The 17,211-nt window shown below is 70.2% G+C and carries 15 protein-coding genes; 10 read left to right on the top strand and 5 right to left on the bottom strand.

What is annotated here, in order from left to right; translation table 11 throughout:
* Complete coding sequence (locus ABZ452_RS03770) at positions 1–681, top strand: response regulator transcription factor (RefSeq protein WP_357938618.1); 681 nt, start codon at positions 1–3, stop codon at positions 679–681.
* A gap of 21 nt (positions 682–702) precedes the next feature.
* Here ABZ452_RS03770 and ABZ452_RS03765 read toward each other — a convergent pair whose 3' ends face one another.
* Positions 703–1,413, bottom strand: coding sequence for a PIG-L deacetylase family protein (locus tag ABZ452_RS03765; protein ID WP_357939088.1), 711 nt, complete (start codon positions 1,411–1,413; stop codon positions 703–705).
* Between the two features lie 453 nt (positions 1,414–1,866).
* Here ABZ452_RS03765 and ABZ452_RS03760 point away from each other — a divergent pair, with 453 nt between their 5' ends.
* The 5 genes from ABZ452_RS03760 to ABZ452_RS03740 all read left to right on the top strand — a co-directional run bounded on the left by ABZ452_RS03760 (position 1,867) and on the right by ABZ452_RS03740 (position 7,623).
* Positions 1,867–3,510, top strand: coding sequence for an ABC transporter substrate-binding protein (locus ABZ452_RS03760; protein WP_357938616.1), 1,644 nt, complete (start codon positions 1,867–1,869; stop codon positions 3,508–3,510).
* A 147-nt stretch (positions 3,511–3,657) separates the two neighbouring features.
* The gene (locus ABZ452_RS03755) at positions 3,658–4,584 is read left to right on the top strand and encodes an ABC transporter permease (protein WP_357938614.1); all 927 of its coding nucleotides are present in this window, start codon (positions 3,658–3,660) and stop codon (positions 4,582–4,584) included.
* On the top strand, positions 4,577–5,560 hold the full coding sequence (locus tag ABZ452_RS03750) for an ABC transporter permease (RefSeq protein WP_357938612.1): 984 nt from the start codon (positions 4,577–4,579) through the stop codon (positions 5,558–5,560). Before ABZ452_RS03755 ends, ABZ452_RS03750 begins: the two co-directional genes overlap by 8 nt.
* A gap of 25 nt (positions 5,561–5,585) precedes the next feature.
* Positions 5,586–6,614, top strand: coding sequence for an ABC transporter ATP-binding protein (locus ABZ452_RS03745; protein ID WP_357939086.1), 1,029 nt, complete (start codon positions 5,586–5,588; stop codon positions 6,612–6,614).
* Complete coding sequence (locus tag ABZ452_RS03740; protein WP_357938610.1) at positions 6,607–7,623, top strand: dipeptide ABC transporter ATP-binding protein; 1,017 nt, start codon at positions 6,607–6,609, stop codon at positions 7,621–7,623. Before ABZ452_RS03745 ends, ABZ452_RS03740 begins: the two co-directional genes overlap by 8 nt.
* Positions 7,624–7,706: 83 nt before the next feature.
* Here ABZ452_RS03740 and ABZ452_RS03735 read toward each other — a convergent pair whose 3' ends face one another.
* Entirely contained in the window at positions 7,707–8,060 is a 354-nt protein-coding gene (locus ABZ452_RS03735) for a chorismate mutase (protein WP_357938608.1), read from the bottom strand.
* Positions 8,061–8,349: 289 nt separating this feature from the next.
* Here ABZ452_RS03735 and pcrA point away from each other — a divergent pair, with 289 nt between their 5' ends.
* Complete coding sequence (gene pcrA / locus ABZ452_RS03730) at positions 8,350–10,794, top strand: DNA helicase PcrA (protein WP_357938606.1); 2,445 nt, start codon at positions 8,350–8,352, stop codon at positions 10,792–10,794.
* Between the two features lie 61 nt (positions 10,795–10,855).
* On the opposite strand, the gene ABZ452_RS03725 is transcribed toward pcrA, so the two are convergent.
* A complete protein-coding gene (locus ABZ452_RS03725; protein WP_357938604.1) occupies positions 10,856–11,638 on the bottom strand; it encodes a M23 family metallopeptidase in 783 nt (260 codons plus the stop codon).
* A gap of 250 nt (positions 11,639–11,888) precedes the next feature.
* Complete coding sequence (locus ABZ452_RS03720) at positions 11,889–12,599, bottom strand: M23 family metallopeptidase (protein ID WP_357938602.1); 711 nt, start codon at positions 12,597–12,599, stop codon at positions 11,889–11,891.
* A 386-nt stretch (positions 12,600–12,985) separates the two neighbouring features.
* On the opposite strand from ABZ452_RS03720, the gene ABZ452_RS03715 reads away from it, so the two are divergent.
* From ABZ452_RS03715 to sucD, 3 genes are all read left to right on the top strand, one after another.
* Complete coding sequence (locus ABZ452_RS03715; RefSeq protein WP_357938600.1) at positions 12,986–13,390, top strand: cobalamin B12-binding domain-containing protein; 405 nt, start codon at positions 12,986–12,988, stop codon at positions 13,388–13,390.
* A 1,292-nt stretch (positions 13,391–14,682) separates the two neighbouring features.
* Positions 14,683–15,861, top strand: coding sequence for an ADP-forming succinate--CoA ligase subunit beta (gene sucC / locus ABZ452_RS03710; RefSeq protein ID WP_151465740.1), 1,179 nt, complete (start codon positions 14,683–14,685; stop codon positions 15,859–15,861).
* Between the two features lie 2 nt (positions 15,862–15,863).
* On the top strand, positions 15,864–16,751 hold the full coding sequence (gene sucD, locus ABZ452_RS03705) for a succinate--CoA ligase subunit alpha (protein ID WP_357938598.1): 888 nt from the start codon (positions 15,864–15,866) through the stop codon (positions 16,749–16,751).
* 57 nt (positions 16,752–16,808) lie between these two features.
* Here the strand turns inward: sucD and ABZ452_RS03700 are convergent, their stop codons facing one another.
* Positions 16,809–17,078 (bottom strand): DUF4190 domain-containing protein, encoded by a 270-nt coding sequence (locus ABZ452_RS03700; protein WP_357938596.1) that lies wholly within the window; start codon positions 17,076–17,078, stop codon positions 16,809–16,811.
* Between the last annotated feature and the right edge of the window lie 133 nt (positions 17,079–17,211).

Raw genomic sequence — 17,211 nt, 5'->3', positions numbered from 1 at the left:
ATGGCCGAGCAGGAACCGGTCGAGGGCGCGGCGCCCCGGGACGGGCGGCTCAGGGTGTTCCTCGTCGACGACCACGCGATGTTCCGGGCCGGCGTCCGCGCCGAGCTCGGCGCCCGCGTCGAGGTGGTCGGCGAGGCCAGCACGGTGGCGGAGGCGGTCAGCCGGATCGCCGCCATGCAGCCGGACGTGGTGCTGCTCGACGTGCACATGCCCGACGGCGGCGGCCGGGCGGTGCTGGAGGCGATGCGGCGTACGCACCCGCAGGTGCGGTTCCTCGCGCTGAGCGTGTCCGACGCCGCCGAGGACGTGATAGGGCTGATCCGGGCGGGCGCCCGGGGCTACGTCACGAAGACCATCTCGCCGGAGGAACTGACCGACGCGATCCGGCGGGTGGCCGACGGGGACGCCGTGTTCAGCCCGCGGCTTGCCGGCTTCGTGCTGGACGCCTTCGCGGCCCGGCCGGACGCGCCGGTGGCCGACCCCGAGCTGGACCAGCTCACCAACCGGGAGCGCGAGGTGCTCCGGCTGCTCGCCCGGGGATACGCGTACAAGGAGATCGCCCGGGAGCTGTACATCTCGATCAAGACGGTCGAGACGCACGTCTCCAACGTGCTGCGCAAGCTGCAGATGTCCAACCGCTACGAGCTGTCCCGCTGGGCCGCCGACCGCCGCCTGGTCTGACCGTCGCGCCGGGCCGGGGCGTCACTCGGTGCGCAGCACCGTGAACGCCTCGGCCAGCCGGCCGGACGGGAGGCCGGCGTTGTCGGCCACGGTGGTGAGCCGGTCCCGGATCCAGGTCGGCACGTCCAGGTGGGCGGTCTGCGACCGGTGCGCCTCCATCGCGGCTGTCTTGCGGTCGATCCGGTCGGTCACGTCGACGGCGTGGTCCGGGTCGGGCCCGCCCGCGTACCAGATCTCCCGGACCACCCACGGCTCCAGCCCCTCGTCGAGCAGTTCCGGGAAGGCGAAGCGGTTGCGCGAGTCGGGATAGACCGCGCAGGTGGCCGCCTCGCCGACGGCCAGGTGGTCGGGGTGGCTCGGGCCGGTCAGGTGTTCCCAGCGCCGCAGCGGCGAGCTGGTCAGCACCCGGTCCGGCCGGAACCGGCGGATCGCGGCGCTGATCTGCCGGCGCAGCGCCAGGCTGGCGGTGAGGATGCCGTCGGTGTGGCCGTCGAGGAAGTCGACCCGGTGCACGCCGACCGCGGCGGCCGCGGCCCGCTGCTCCGCCTCCCGCCGGGCCGGCATCTCCGCGCGCGGCGTGTCGTCGAAGCCGCCGGAGTCACCCCGGGTGGCGATGAGGTACGCCACGTCGATACCCTCATCCACCCAGCCGGCGATGGTGCCCGCACAGCCGAAGTCGACATCATCCGGATGGGCAAAAACCGCGAGGGCCCGACGGACGTCGGGCAGCACCGGAGCGGACGCGGGGAAGCTCACGGCGCTGAGCCTACGCGGGTGGTCTCGCCCCGTCTGGTCGTGTCTTACCTGTTCAGCCCGGTGCGACACGGGCGTTTCATGATCTTTTCTCAAGTATCGGCAACGTGGCGGGCAACTAACGTCTTGATAACGGCACCTTCACGCAAAGGGCTGGTGAGTGTCACAGTGGCAGCACCTCACCCCCCGGTGTGAGGCACCCCGTCGGGCCCACCGACCACGTGACGCCGCCTCCTAGCGCCGCGCGTGGCCGTCGACCCTGCGCGGTGTCTGCGTCGAAGGGTGTGGCGCCCGGCGGATCGGTACCCCTGGGGTGTCCCGATTTCCTCTGCGGTAAACCGGCGCCCTGTGGTTCGGGTCGTCGGCGGTGTCACCCCCACACGTGCGTGAAACCCACGACGGAACCAGGTTAGAAAGAGGAGGCCCCTCGGAATGAGAGTCTCGAAGCGGGCGAGCGGCGCGCTCGCGGTGGGCGCGGCATTCGCGCTCATCGCGTCCGGCTGCTCCAGCGGCAACGACGACGGTGGCGACGCCGGCGCCAGCAAGGACGGCGCGATCGTCATCGACGGCACCCAGCCGGAGAACCCCCTGGTTCCGGCGAACACCACCGAGACCGGTGGTGGCAAGATCATTGACTGGATGTGGAGCGGTCTGGTCGAGTACCCCAACAACGGTGGGGCGCCGCAGAACCTGCTTGCCGAGTCGATCGAGACGAGCGACTCCAAGGTCTTCAAGATCAAGATCAAGCAGAACACCAAGTTCCACGACGGCACCACCGTCAAGGCCGAGAGCTTCGTCAAGGCCTGGAACTGGGCGGCGTACGGCCCGAACGGCGCGCAGAACGCCTCGTTCTTCTCCGACATCCAGGGCTTCGCCGACACCTACACCGAGGACCCGGACGGCCCGGACGGCCCGAAGAAGGCCGAGGAGCCGAAGGCCAAGGAGCTCTCCGGCCTGAAGGTCATCGACGACTGGAACTTCGAGGTCACGCTCTCCGCGCCGACCGCCGTGTTCCCGACCAAGCTCGGCTACAGCGCCTTCATGCCGCTGCCGGACGCCTTCTTCTCCACCACCCCGGCGGAGTTCGGCAAGAAGCCGATCGGTAACGGCCCGGTCAAGCTCGTCTCCTGGCAGGACGACGTCGAGATCAAGCTCACCCGCTTCGACGACTACAGCCTGCGCGACAAGATGAAGATCAAGGACGTCACCGTCAAGATCTACCAGGACGACACCGCGGCCTACAACGACCTGGTGTCGGGCAACCTGGACTTCCAGCAGCAGGTCCCGGTCTCCTCGCTGGCCGGTGACAAGTGGAAGACCGACCTGGGCGACCGGGCGATCTCGTCGACCACCCCGTCGACCGGCATCATCGCCTTCCCGATCTACGACAAGCGCTTCCAGAACGCCAAGCTGCGCAAGGCGATCTCGCTGTCGATCAACCGCCAGGAGATCACCGACAAGATCTTCTTCGGTAACCGCAAGCCGGCCGACAGCTGGGCCAACCCGCTGACCCCGGGCGCCGAGCCGGGCAACTGCACCTCCTGCAAGTTCGACCCGACGCAGGCCAAGCAGCTGCTCCAGGAGGCCGGTGGCTTCACGGGCAAGCTGACCCTGTCGTACAACGCGGACGCCAGCCACAAGGAGTGGATGGAGGCCGTCGCCCAGCAGATCAAGACCAACCTGAACATCGACGCCGTCGCCGTCGGTGTGCCGACCTTCGCGGTCTTCCGGGCGAACATCAACGCCTACAAGATGACCGGTGCCTACCGGGCCGGTTGGCAGCAGGACTACCCGGACGTGGAGAACTGGATCAACCCGCTCTACGTGACCGGCGGTTCCTCGAACGACGGCAAGTACAGCAACCCGCAGGTGGACGCCCTCGCGAAGGAGGCCTCCGCGGCCCCCGACCTGAAGGCTGCCCACGCGAAGTTCGCCGAGGCCGTCAAGCTCATCGACAATGACGTCCCGTCGATGCCGATCTACTTCGGTGGCCAGCAGTCCGGCCACTCCGAGAAGATCAAGAAGATGGAGCTGACCAACGTCGGCGAGCTCGACATCACCTCGGTCGAGCTCTGATCCGAACGGTCTGACCCCGGGTCGGGCTCGCCTACCGGTGAGCCCGACCCGGGGCCGTTCCGCGAGGGGGTGTACAACAAACCCCTCGCACGTTGTCACCATCCGTGTCGGCCGTCCGACGCGCCCCCTTGTCTGGAGGACCACCCCATGGGCCGTTATCTTGTGAGACGGCTGCTGCAACTCGTGCCGGTCTTCATCGGTACGACGTTCCTGATCTATTGGCTCGTCTGGTCGGTGCCCGGTGACCCCTTCGCCGGCAAGTGCGGTGACCGCGGTTGCCCCCCGAACTACCGGGCCATGATGACCGAGAAGTACCATCTCGACGATTCGATCTGGGTGCAGTACGCCAGCTACATGAAGAACCTTTTCCAGGGCGACTTCGGTATCACGTTCGGCGGTCGCGAGATCAGCGACATCATCGCCACGTCGTACCCGAACACCCTGAAGCTGGCGGTGGTCGCGCTCGCCATCGAGGCCATCATCGGTCTCGGCGCGGGCGTCCTCACCGGTCTCCGGCGTAACGGCTTCCTGGACAACCTGGTCCTGATCTCCACCCTCTTCCTGATCGCGCTGCCGGTCTTCGTCATCGGCTTCGTGCTCCAGTGGCTCCTCGGCGTCAAGTGGGGCATCATCCACCCCACCGTTTCCAACGAGATGCGGTTCAGCGAGCTGCTCGTGCCGGGCTTCGTGCTCGGTAGCGCCTCGATGGCGTACATCGCCCGGGTGGCGCGAACCAGCATCGCCGAGAACCGGCGGGCCGACTACGTCCGCACCGCCATCGCCAAGGGCCTCCCCATGCGCCGGGTCGTCGGCGTGCACCTGCTGCGCAACTCGCTCATCCCGGTCGTCACCCTGCTCGGCACCGACCTCGGCGCCCTGATGGGCGGCGCGATCATCACCGAGGGCATCTTCGGCATCAACGGCATCGGCCGCCAGGTGCTCCGGGCGATCGTCACCAAGGAGAGCGCTACCGTTGTCGGCATCGTGGTGGTGCTGGTGCTCGTCTATCTCGTGATGAACCTGGTGGTGGACCTGCTCTACGCCGCCCTGGACCCGAGGATCCGCTATGAGTGACCCGAGTACCGCGTCGATCGTCTCGACGCCGCCCGCGACCATGCCGACCGAGGCCGGTTCCGGCGCACCCGTCAACGCCGGCCTGCCGGAGAGCGCGAAGCGGGAGAAGCCCCGCGGCCTCCTCGGCGACGCCTGGCGCGACCTGCGCCGCAAGCCGCTGTTCTGGATCTCCGCCACGTTCATCGTGCTCTTCGTGGTGATGGCGGCCTTCCCGTCGCTGTTCACCTCCGGCGACGCCGTCAACGGCGCGCTGTCCCGCAGCCGGGTCGAGCCGTCGGCCGACGCCTGGTTCGGCTACGACGTGCAGGGCCGCGAGGTGTACGCCCGGGTGATCTACGGCGCCCGCGCCTCGATCGTGGTGGCGCTGCTGTCGACCATCGGCACCCTGCTGTTCGGTGGCGCGATGGGCATCATCGCCGGCTACCGCGGCGGCTGGGTGGACGCGCTCCTCTCCCGGATCGCGGACATCTTCTTCGGCCTGCCGTTCGTGCTCGGCTCGATCGTCATCCTGACCACGTTCAACGGCTCGGGCACCGACAACGGTGAGTGGACGATCATGGGCCTGGTCATCATGTCCCTGACCGTGCTGAGCTGGCCGGTCGTGATGCGCCTCATGCGCTCCTCGGTGCTCGCCACCAAGGAGGCCGACTACATCGTGGCGGCCCGCGCGCTGGGCGCCGGCACCGGCCGGATCATCCTCAAGCACCTGCTGCCGAACTGCCTGGCCCCGCTGCTGGTCTACGGCACGATCATGGTCGGCTCGTTCATCGGTGCGGAGGCCACGCTGTCCTTCCTGGGCATCGGCCTGAAGAGCCCGGTGGTCTCCTGGGGCATCATGATCAGCGAGGCGCAGAACTACATCCGGGTCTCGCCGTTCCTGCTGTTCTTCCCCTCCGCGTTCCTCGTCGTCGCCGTGCTGAGCTTCGTGATGCTCGGTGAGGCGGTCCGCGAGGCCCTCGACCCGAAGCTTCGATAGGGGAACTGAGTTGTCCGACATTCTCGTGTCCGAGCAGTCCGCGCCGGGCGCCGACGGATCCGGCCGCCCCTCCGGCCGCCTGCTCGAGGTCGACGGTCTGCGGGTGGAGTTCCGCACCCGGGACGGTGTCGCCAAGGTCATCAACGGGGTGACGTACCACGTCGAGGCGGGGGAGACCCTCGCCGTGCTCGGCGAGTCCGGCTCCGGCAAGAGCGTCACCGCGCAGACCATCATGGGCATCCTCGACACCCCGCCCGGCTTCGTCACCGGAGGCCAGGTCCGCTTCCACGGCAAGGACATGCTCAAGATGTCCACCGAGCAGCGGCGCCGGATCCGTGGTGAAGGCATTGCGATGATCTTCCAGGACTCGCTCTCCGCCCTCAACCCGGTTTTCACCGTCGGCTTCCAGATCGCCGAGCAGTTCCGCATCCGGCGCGGCATGAGCCGCTCGGACGCCAAGAAGCGCGCGATCGAGATGCTCGACCAGGTCAAGATCCCGAACGCCAAGGGCCGGTACAGCAACTACCCGCACCAGTTCTCGGGTGGCATGCGGCAGCGCGCCATGATCGCCATGTCGCTGGCGCTCGACCCCGAGGTGCTGATCGCCGACGAGCCCACCACCGCGCTGGACGTGACCGTGCAGGCCCAGATCATGGACCTGCTCGGCGAGCTCCAGCGGGAGCGGCAGATGGGCATGATCCTGATCACCCACGACCTCGGCGTGGTCGCCGACGTCGCGGACCGGATCGCGGTCATGTACGCCGGCCGGATCGTCGAGGAAGCCGACGTGTACGACCTGTACGCCAAGCCGGCGCACCCGTACACCCTCGGCCTGCTCAACTCGATCCCGCGGATGGACGAGAAGGGGCAGGAGCTCCGTACCATCAAGGGCCTCCCGCCGAACCTGATGAACATCCCGCCGGGCTGCGCCTTCAACCCGCGCTGCCCGATGGCGCAGCCGGTGTGCCGGGAGAAGGTGCCCCCGCTGCTGCAGTTGGGCCGCGGGCGGGCCAGCGCCTGCCACTTCGCCGAGGAGCTCGTGAACCGTGACTGAGAACATCATCGAGGTCCGTGACCTGGTCAAGCACTACCCCGTGACCCGGGGTGTGGTGTTCAAGAAGACCATCGGTCAGGTGAAGGCCGTCGACGGCGTCTCCTTCGAACTGAAGGCTGGAGAGACCCTCGGCGTGGTCGGCGAGTCCGGCTGCGGCAAGTCGACGCTGGCCCGGGTGCTGATGAACCTGGAGAAGCCGACCGCCGGCCAGGTGCTCTACAAGGGCCAGGACATCTCCAAGCTCTCCGGCGGCGCGCTGCGGCGCCTGCGCCGGCAGATCCAGCTGGTGATGCAGGACCCGTACACCTCGCTGAACCCGCGCATGACGGTCGGTGACCTGATCGGCGAGCCGTTCGAGATCCACCCCGAGGTGGCGCCGCGGCGGTCCCGCCGGGACAAGGTCAAGGAGCTGCTCGACCTGGTCGGCCTCAACCCGGAGCACATCAACCGGTACCCGCACCAGTTCTCCGGCGGCCAGCGGCAGCGCATCGGCATCGCCCGGGCGCTGGCGCTGCGGCCCGAGGTCATCGTCTGCGACGAGCCGGTGTCGGCCCTGGACGTGTCGATCCAGGCGCAGGTGATGAACCTGCTGGAGAAGCTCCAGGCCGAGTTCGGTCTCTCGTACGTCTTCATCGCCCACGACCTGTCGGTCGTGCGTCACCTCTCCGACCGGGTCGCCGTGATGTACCTGGGCAAGATGGTGGAGGTCGGCACCGAGGACGAGATCTACGAGCGCCCGACCCACCCGTACACCCAGGCGCTGCTGTCGGCGGTGCCGGTGCCGGATCCGACCGTGCGGGAGAGCAAGGCGATCATCCGGCTCCAGGGTGACGTCCCCTCGCCGGTCAGCCCGCCCTCGGGCTGCCGGTTCCGCACCCGGTGCTGGAAGGCGCAGGACGTCTGCGCCCAGGAGGTGCCGCTGCTCCAGATCCGGCGCGGCTCGGACCACCCGAGCGCCTGCCACTTCGCGGAGAAGCGGGAGATCGTCGCCACCCACGAGGCGGCCTGACCCACCCCGGACCGCCTGCCGGCGTCAGCTCGACGCCGGCAGGCGGTTCGTCGTATCCGGCGACTCCGCGCCGCCGGGACCCCTCACAGCGGTCCGCGGCCGGCGCGCAGCAGCAGGAGCGCGAGCTGGGTGCCGTCCGCGCCGAGCGCCTCGCGGAACCGCTCCAGGATCTCCCGCTCCCGGGAGAGCACCAGCCGGGTGCCGCCGGAGGCCATCCGGGTGGCCCCGACCTCCTGGGAGAGCGCGGCCCGCTCCTGCCAGAGCGCGATGAGGGTGCGGTCGATCTCGTCGATCCGCTCCCGGATCTCGCTGATCCGCTCGGCCGCCGCCGAGTCGTCGGTGCCGGTCCGGGCCGCCGCGGCCCCGGTCGGGTCACCGCCGGCGGGCCGGTCGTGCGGCGCCAGGCTGCCGCTGGACTCCACCACGTCAGTCATCATCGTCGTACCCCTCGGGGCTCGGGCCCGGTACCCGGATCCCGGGGACGGAAAAGCCCCGGGCTCCAGGAGCCCGGGGCTTTCGTAGGTCTGTGATCAGGCGCGACCCACGGCTGCCGGACTCCCGGTGCCGTAGTAAAAGTAGAAGCGCTGACCGAACACGCCGTCGAGTATGCCGACCTCCGGGCCCGCGGCGCAAGGAAACCCGCCAACAGGTGGGACGTGACGCCGCCGTCCCGTCGGGGCCGCGCGGGCGGGAAGTGTCCGGCGGTCGGCATAGACTTCCGGTGCGATGCATCCTCTCTTCGACATCCCCGCGTCCCCGCCCGCGCCGGAGCCCGGGGCGACCCCGCCGCACCGGCCCGGGGCCCACGACGACTCCGGCCCGTCGCCGCGCCGCGCCGCGAGGCCGTCGGCCCGGCCGGACCCGCAGGCCCTCCTGGCCGGCCTGAACGGTCCCCAGCGGGACGCGGTCACCCACGCCGGTTCGCCGCTGCTCATCGTGGCCGGCGCCGGCTCCGGCAAGACCCGGGTGCTGACCAACCGGATCGCCTACCTGCTCGCCGCGCGGGACGTGCACCCCGGCGAGATCATCGCGATCACCTTCACCAACAAGGCCGCCGGTGAGATGAAGGAGCGGGTGGCCGCCCTGGTCGGCCCGCGCGCCCGGTTGATGTGGGTGTCGACCTTCCACTCGGCCTGCGTCCGGATCCTGCGCGCCGAGCACGAGCACGCCGGCCTCAAGTCCACCTTCTCGATCTACGACGCCGACGACTCCCGCCGGCTCATGCAGCTGGTCGCCCGCGAGCTGGACCTGGACCCGAAGCGCCATCCGGCCCGCGGCCTGGCCGCCCAGGTCTCCAACCTGAAGAACGAGCTGGTCGACCCGGAGGAGTTCGCCGGCCGGGCCAAGGGCCCCAACGAGCGGGCGCTGGCCGAGGCCTACACGCTCTACCAGCGGCGGCTGCGCGAGGCGCACGCGCTCGACTTCGACGACCTGATCATGACGACGGTGCACCTGCTCCAGTCGCACCCGCACGTCGCGGAGAGCTACCGGCGCCGGTTCCGGCACGTGCTGGTCGACGAGTACCAGGACACCAACCACGCCCAGTACGTGCTGATCAAGGAGCTCGTCTCCGGCACCGAGGGCATCCCGCCGGCCGAGCTCTGCGTGGTCGGTGACGCCGACCAGTCGATCTACGCGTTCCGCGGCGCCACCATCCGCAACATCCTGGAGTTCGAGCGCGACTTCACCGACGCCCGGACGATCCTGCTGGAGCAGAACTACCGCTCCACCCAGACCATCCTCAACGCCGCCAACGCCGTGATCGACCGGAACACCTCCCGCAAGCCCAAGCGGCTGTGGAGCGACGCCGGGGCCGGCGAGCAGATCGTCGGCTACGTGGCCGACACCGAGCACGCCGAGGCGGACTGGGTGGCCCGGGAGATCGACCGGCTGGTCGACGCCGGCGACACCCGCCCGGGCGACGTGGCCGTCTTCTACCGCACCAACGCCATGTCCCGCGTCTTCGAGGAGGTGTTCATCCGGGTCGGCCTGCCCTACAAGGTGGTCGGCGGGGTGCGCTTCTACGAGCGCAAGGAGGTCCGCGACGCGCTGGCCTACCTGCGCGCGGTGGTCAACGACGACGACACGGTCAGCCTGCGCCGGATCCTCAACACCCCGCGGCGCGGCATCGGCGAGCGCGCCGAGGCGTGCGTGGAGGCGCTGGCCGGGCGCGACCGGATCTCCTTCGGCGCCGCGCTGCGCCGGGCCAAGGACGCCCCGGGCATCTCCACCCGGGCCGCCAACGGCATCGCCGAGTTCGTCGCGCTGCTCGACGAGGCGCGTGAGCTGGCCGCCAGCGGCACCCCGGAGGAGGTGCTGGAGGCCGTGCTGACCCGCTCGGGCTACCTGGCCGAGCTGGAGGAGAGCCTCGACCCGCAGGACGCCGGCCGGGTGGACAACCTCCAGGAACTGGTCAGCGTCGCCCGCGAGTACACCGAGCGGATCGAGGCGTTGGGCGAGGAGGACGAGCGGGCCACCCTGGCCGGTTTCCTGGAGCAGGTGGCGCTCGTGGCCGACGCCGACCAGATCCCCTCCGACGACCCGGACCACCAGGGCGTGGTGACTCTGATGACGCTGCACACCGCCAAGGGGCTGGAGTTCCCGGTGGTGTTCCTGAGCGGCCTGGAGGACGGCGTCTTCCCGCACCTGCGCTCGCTGGGCGACACCCGCGAGCTGGAGGAGGAGCGGCGGCTGGCCTACGTGGGCATCACCCGCGCCCGGCAGCGCCTCTACCTGTCCCGGGCGGTCACCCGTTCGGCCTGGGGTGCACCGGCCTACAACCCGCCGTCGCGCTTCCTCGAGGAGCTGCCGACCGAGCTGGTCCGCTGGGAGCGCACCGAGGGGTCGTACACCTCGTGGGGTGGCGGGGGCGGCGGCGTCGGCGGCCGGGCGGACCGCGCGCCCGGCGGGCGGGGCGGTTTCACCGGGGGGACGCCCAAGGCGACCCAGCTCGCCAATCGGCTCGGGGTGGACGCGAGCCGGCTGGCCACCGCGAGCGAGCTGAAGCAGGCACCCAAGGTCTCCGTGGGCGACCGGGTCAACCACCAGCGCTACGGCCTCGGCCGGGTGCTGGCGGTGGAGGGGCACGGTCCGGGCGCGCGGGCGCAGATCGACTTCGGCGACCAGACCATGTGGCTGGTCCTCCGGCACGCCCCGATCGACAAGCTCTGAGCTGAGTGGGGCCCGGCCCGGCGGCGTGCCGGACCGGGCCCCTCCCTCGTGCCGTGGCCCGTCAGCAGGCCACGCTGATGCCCCGGGCGCGCAGGAACGGCGCCGGGTCGATCTGGTTCCACATGGCGCCCTTGTGCACCTCGAAGTGCAGGTGCGGGCCGGTGGCGTCACCGGTGGCGCCCTCGTAGCCGATGACCTGGCCGGCCTTCACCTTGTCACCGACGCCGACGATCAGGCGGCTCTGGTGGGCGTAGTGGGTCAGGTAGCCGTTGGCGTGGTCGATGAACACCGAGTTGCCGTAGCCGTCCCCGACGTCGCCCGCCTTGACCACGGTGCCCGCCGCGGCGGCGTGGATCGGTGTGCCCGACGGCATGGCGAAGTCGATGCCGGCGTGCAGGGTGCCCCACCGCTGCCCGTAGCAGGAGGTGATCTCGGCGCCCTTCATCGGGATGACCCAGGCCGGCTTCGGCTTGGTGGTCTTCTTCGGCTTCGGCTTCGGCTTGGCCGCGGCGGCCTTCGTCGGCTTCGGGCTGGCCGCGCTCGGGCTCGGCGACGCGCTGGCCGAGGGGGTGACCGGGGCGGTCGATTCGCGGACGGAACGATCGGCGCGGGCGGCGGCCTCAGCGCGCGCCTGGGCGTCGAAGTCGACCGCGGCGGGGGTCGGGGCACCGTGCCCGGCGGTGGCGACGGAGACGCCGCCGACGCCGAGGCCCAGCAGGGCCACCGCGCCGAGGACCAGATATGCGGTACGCCGGGCCGGGCGCTGGCGCCGGTGCCGGGCGGGAGCGATGTCCGAGGTGTTCTCGTTCTGGATGGAGCTGTCTTCCTGCACGGAAACCTTCATCAGTCGAGGGGCACGTGACCTCGAAATACTGGTGTCGGCCCGGGTCGCGCCGGGTACGGGGTTCCGGAGGACGGGCGAGGCGCGTGACCACACCTGCCCGAGTTTGCACCGAGCTGGGCGATTTACCGCCAAAAAGGATCATGCGACGCTGTGGCGCCGCCCACATTCTTCGCTGTGACCCAGCAGACTTCCGCACAGACGAAACCGCCCGGATCGACTGATCCGGGCGGTCAACGGGCGATGCGGAGCGTCAGGACGCGGCTACCTCGCTGTAGATTGCCTCGACTTCGAGCTGGATGTCCACTCCGCGCTCCTTGAGCCACGGCACCGGGTCCCGCGGCTCGCCGTTGACATGGATCTCCAGGTGCAGGTGCGAACCGTAGGAGTGGCCGGTGTTGCCGACCAGGCCGAGCTGGTCGCCCGCCTTCACCTGCTGGCCCTCCTTGACGCTCACCGCCGAGGAGTGGCCGTAGATGGCCTCGCTGCCGTCCGCGTGCTGGACGATCACCGCGTAGCCGTAGCCGCCGAACCAGCCGGCCTTGGTGACCTGGCCGTCGTGAATCGCCCGGTACGGCGTGCCCTCGGGCGCGACCAGGTCGATGCCGGTGTGCAGCTTGCCCCAACGCATGCCGTAGGGCGACTGGAAGTCGTAGCCGTGCAGGGGGAGCAGCCAGGTGTCCTGCTCGGCGGCCGTCTTGCCGGCGCGCTCGTCACGGCTGGCGCGGTCCGCGCTGTCGGCCCGGGCCGCGGCGTCCTGGCTGGTGATCGAGGCCTGCTTGAGCTCGTCGAGGACCGACGGGCTGACGCTCTTGGCGTCGGGGAGGGCGTTCGCGCCGAGGGCGACGATGCCGGCTCCCACGAAGGCGGTGGTCACCACCGCCGCGTAGCGGCTCCGCGGGGGGGTGGGTACGCGGCGGCGGCCGCGATATCTATCGGGCTCAGACGACAGGCGCTGGCGCACGCACACCCTCCGTTGTCGGGGATCCGATGCGACCTCGGACCGTTCGGTGAAGCTCGGTCGAACCTCCGGTGTCGCGTCGTCACCCGTCCGTGGACCTGATGACAACCGTGGACACGTTAGCCAACTGCCACTCCCGTCACAAGCTGAAGCGCCGAATTGGCGTTTCGTTCTGTCCGTTTCCATCCCTTCTTGTCATAGCTCGTGCCGCCGGTCGGGTGGCCCGACAACCGCCCGTTCGTCGCGGACAGTGACCGTTCGGCGGAGGTGTCCGGCTTCCCGCGCGACGGGCCGGGCGGTAAGGCGCAGCCCGGGTTCCCGGCGCCGGGCGGGGCGGGTTACCGTTCGTTCAGGTCAGGAGTGCCGGAGCCGGTGAAAGGTGTGCGCTGATGAGCTCTCGTATCCGGGTCGTCGTCGCGAAGCCCGGCCTGGACGGCCACGACCGGGGCGCGAAGGTGGTCGCCCGTGCCCTGCGCGACGCGGGCATGGAGGTCATCTACACCGGCCTGCACCAGACCCCGGAGCAGATCGTGGAGACCGCGATCCAGGAGGACGCCGACGCCGTCGGCCTCTCGGTGCTCTCCGGCGCGCACATGACTCTCTTCAAGCGTGTCCTCGAGCTGCTCGCCGAGCGCGACGCGACTGACATCGTCGTCTTCGGCGGCGGCATCATCCCGGACGCGGACCTCCCGGAACTCCAGCGGCTCGGCGTCGCCAAGATCTTCACGCCGGGCGCCACCACCCAGTCGATCGTGGAGTGGGTCCGGGAGAACGTCGCCCAGCCGGTCGCCTGACCCTTTGGCCCGGACGCCCCCTGACGGTGTCCCTTCCCCGCGGGGCGTCTCCTCTCGGAGGTGGCGTTCCGCGTCTCCCGCCGGTGGCGTCTGCGTCCGTGCTGGCGTCCCCCGATGCCGGCGCCCGCGCGCGACGTCCGGACTGACCTGCTGCTCGGCCGGCGACGGCGTGTCCAGGATGCTCGCCTTTCCTGGTGGCGTCCGACGTCTGTGCTGGCGTCTCCTACTGGCGATGTCCCTCCCAACGGTGCGGATGCGGCTTCGGAGGAGTTGACTTCCATCCCGCTGCCGATGGGGTGCGTGCCCCTGCCTCTGCCCCTGCCGGCCCGGCGGGCCATGCGGTCGGCCCGCTGCGGATGGGGTGCGTGCCCCTGCCCCTGCCGGCCCGGCAGGCCATGCGGTCGGGTGCAGGCCGTCGGCCGGCCGCCGCAAACCTCAGGCCGTCGGTCGGCCGCTACAAACTTGATGACGTGAACGGATCGGGCCCGGTGGCTCTCCTTCGGAGCCTTTCGAGCTGACGTCATCGACGCTCAGGCGGTCCGCGGGTTATCCGCGCGTGCGCCGTTGCGCCATCACGTCTTCCAACGGGCCTGAGCTGATGTCATTCGGCTCGGCTCGGCTCGGCGCCGTCGGCGGGCGATCCAGGCGTGAGTCGTTTACGACATCAAGTTGGCAGCGGCTCAGGAGCTGATGCCGAGGCCGCCAGGCTCGGTGAGGCCCACTTCCGGGCTGCGGTCGGCGATGTGCGGCGATGTGCGGCCGGGTCGGGGGTAATGCAGACAGGGGGAGGGGCCGGACGCACCCCTCACACGTCCGGCCCCTCTATGCACGATGCCCCGCCGCCACCCCTCGACCGACAGGGCATCGGCCGCTCCCGTCGTCGCGCCTTACCAGCGCTCCGACATCAGACTCAACGACGCCCTGAACAGGGGGTTACGCCCCTTCCCCAACATCCCCCGGACGGCTGACGGCCCGCGTTCCGGGGGCCGGCCCGCCACGGTCGACCACGCCGACCGGAGCCCGGACGAGCAACCACGCCGACCGGACCGAGGACGATGATGCGAGCCGTGGTCGGGTACGCGGCCGGTCGCTGCCGGGTGGGCTGACCCCGGCGTGAGGCAGTGGTGGTTGTGCATTACCGCACACCGTGCACCCGCTCGGTTGCCGCCGGTTCCCATCTCGTTAGGCTGCGGCAAATGGCCTGTCTCATCTGATGACAGGCGTCAAACTGATTTTCCAACGCTGGTGGCGGCGCGACGGCGCGCCGCGGAGACGGGACGGGACGCGCAATCGTGGACCTGTACGAGTACCAGGGGCGGGACCTGTTCGAGCGGCACGGCTTGCCCGTGCTCGCCGGCGGCGTCGCCACTACCCCGGAGGAGGCCCGCGCGATCGCCGAGCGCCTCGGCGGCCGGGTTGTCGTCAAGGCGCAGGTGAAGGTCGGTGGCCGCGGCAAGGCCGGCGGCGTGAAGCTGGCCGAGGGCGCGGAGGAGACGGTGGCCCGCGCCACCGACATCCTCGGCATGGACATCAAGGGTCACACGGTCCACAAGGTCATGATCACCGTGACCGCGGACGTGGCCGACGAGTACTACTTCTCGTACCTGCTCGACCGGGCGAACCGCACCTTCCTCTGCATCGCCAGCGTGGCCGGCGGCATGGACATCGAGCAGGTCGCCGCCGAGACCCCCGAGAAGGTCGTCAAGGCCCCGATCGACGCCAACACCGGCGTGGACGAGGCCAAGGCGCGCGAGATCGTCAGCGCGGCCGGCTTCCCGGCCGAGGTCGCCGACCAGGTGGTCGAGGTCGCGGTCAAGCTGTGGCAGGCGTTCGTCGCCGAGGACGCCACGCTGGTCGAGGTCAACCCGCTGGCCACGACCAAGGACGGCAAGCTGCTGCTGCTGGACGCCAAGGTCACCCTCGACGAGAACGCCGCGTTCCGGCACCCGGACCACGAGGCGCTGGTCGACCAGGCGTCGGTGGACCCGCTGGAGCAGGCCGCCAAGGAGAAGGACCTCAACTACGTCAAGCTCGACGGCGAGGTCGGCATCATCGGCAACGGCGCGGGTCTGGTCATGTCCACCCTCGACGTGGTCGCGTACGCCGGTGAGCGGCACGGCGGCGTCAAGCCGGCGAACTTCCTCGACATCGGCGGCGGCGCGAGCGCCGAGGTCATGGCGAACGGCCTGGAGATCGTCCTCTCCGACCCGTCGGTGAAGAGCGTCTTCGTCAACGTCTTCGGCGGCATCACCGCCTGCGACGCGGTCGCCAACGGCATCGTCCAGGCCCTGGCGCTGCTCGAGCAGCGCGGCGAGAAGGCCACCAAGCCGCTCGTCGTCCGCCTCGACGGCAACAACGCCGAGGCCGGTCGGGCGATCCTCGACGGCGCGAACAACCCGCTGATCCAGCGGGTCGACACCATGGACGGCGCGGCCGAGCGGGCCGCCGAGCTGGCAGCTGCGGGGGTCTGACAATGGCTATCTGGCTGACCAAGGACTCCAAGGTCATCGTGCAGGGGATGACCGGTTCCGAGGGTTCCAAGCACACCCGGCGGATGCTCGCCGCCGGCACCAACGTCGTCGGCGGCGTCAACCCGCGCAAGGCGGGCCAGAAGGTCGACTTCGACGGCGCCGAGCTGCCGGTCTTCGCGTCCGTCGCGGACGCCATGAAGGAGACCGGGGCCGACGTCACGGTCATCTTCGTGCCGCCGCAGTTCACCAAGGCCGCGGTGGTCGAGGCGATCGACGCCGGCATCGACCTGGCCGTGGTGATCACCGAGGGCGTGCCGGTGCACGACACCGCCGCGTTCTGGGCGTACAACGTGGCCCAGGGTGAGCGGACGCGGATCATCGGCCCGAACTGCCCGGGCATCGCCTCGCCGGGCGCGTCCAACGCCGGCATCATCCCGGCCGACATCACCGGCTCCGGCCGGATCGGCCTGGTCAGCAAGAGCGGCACGCTGACCTACCAGATGATGTACGAGCTGCGGGACATCGGCTTCTCCACCTGCGTCGGCATCGGTGGTGACCCGATCATCGGCACCACCCACATCGACGCTCTGGCCGCCTTCGAGGCGGACCCGGAGACCGACGCGATCGTCATGATCGGTGAGATCGGCGGCGACGCCGAGGAGCGGGCGGCCGAGTTCATCAAGGCCAACGTCACCAAGCCGGTGGTCGGCTACATCGCCGGCTTCACGGCCCCGCCCGGCAAGACCATGGGCCACGCCGGCGCCATCATCTCGGGCTCGGCGGGCACCGCCGACGCCAAGAAGGCGGCGCTGGAGGCGGTCGGCGTGAAGGTCGGCAAGACCCCGACCGAGACCGCCAAGCTGATGCGGGAGATCATGTCCGGCCGCTGAGCGGTCGCCTGACGTGCCGAGGGGGTCGACCGGGTCCGGTCGGCCCCCTCACGCTTCCTACCGGTACCAGTAGGGCGAGTAGTAGTTGCCCCGGGACCGGATGATGGCGCTGGCGATGAGGTTGATGACGCCGAAGGCGATGGCCAGCCAGCCGAGCAGCGGGGACTTGCCGAAGCGCTTCGCGTCCCGGATCGACAGGTAGCCGAAGACGATGCCCAGGATGCCGCAGCAGAGCAGGCCGGTGATGATCCCCAGGACGCCCCAGAGGGTGGTGCGGTCCCGGCCGGCGGCCGGTGGCGGCTGGGGCGGCGGATACGGAGCGTTCACGGCTTCCTCCGAGCGGTCTGTGCCGCGACAGGAAAGGTCGCGTCCTGGGCCGAGGCTAAACCGGATCGGCGCCGTCGAGCCGGTGGATCAGGGAACTCGCCGCGGTCCCGGGGCGGTATCGGACTGCCGTTGC

It is taken from the genome of Micromonospora sp. NPDC005707 (assembly GCF_040631005.1).
GTDB lineage: Bacteria > Actinomycetota > Actinomycetes > Mycobacteriales > Micromonosporaceae > Micromonospora.
This window is presented reverse-complemented; position numbering and strand designations above follow the sequence as displayed.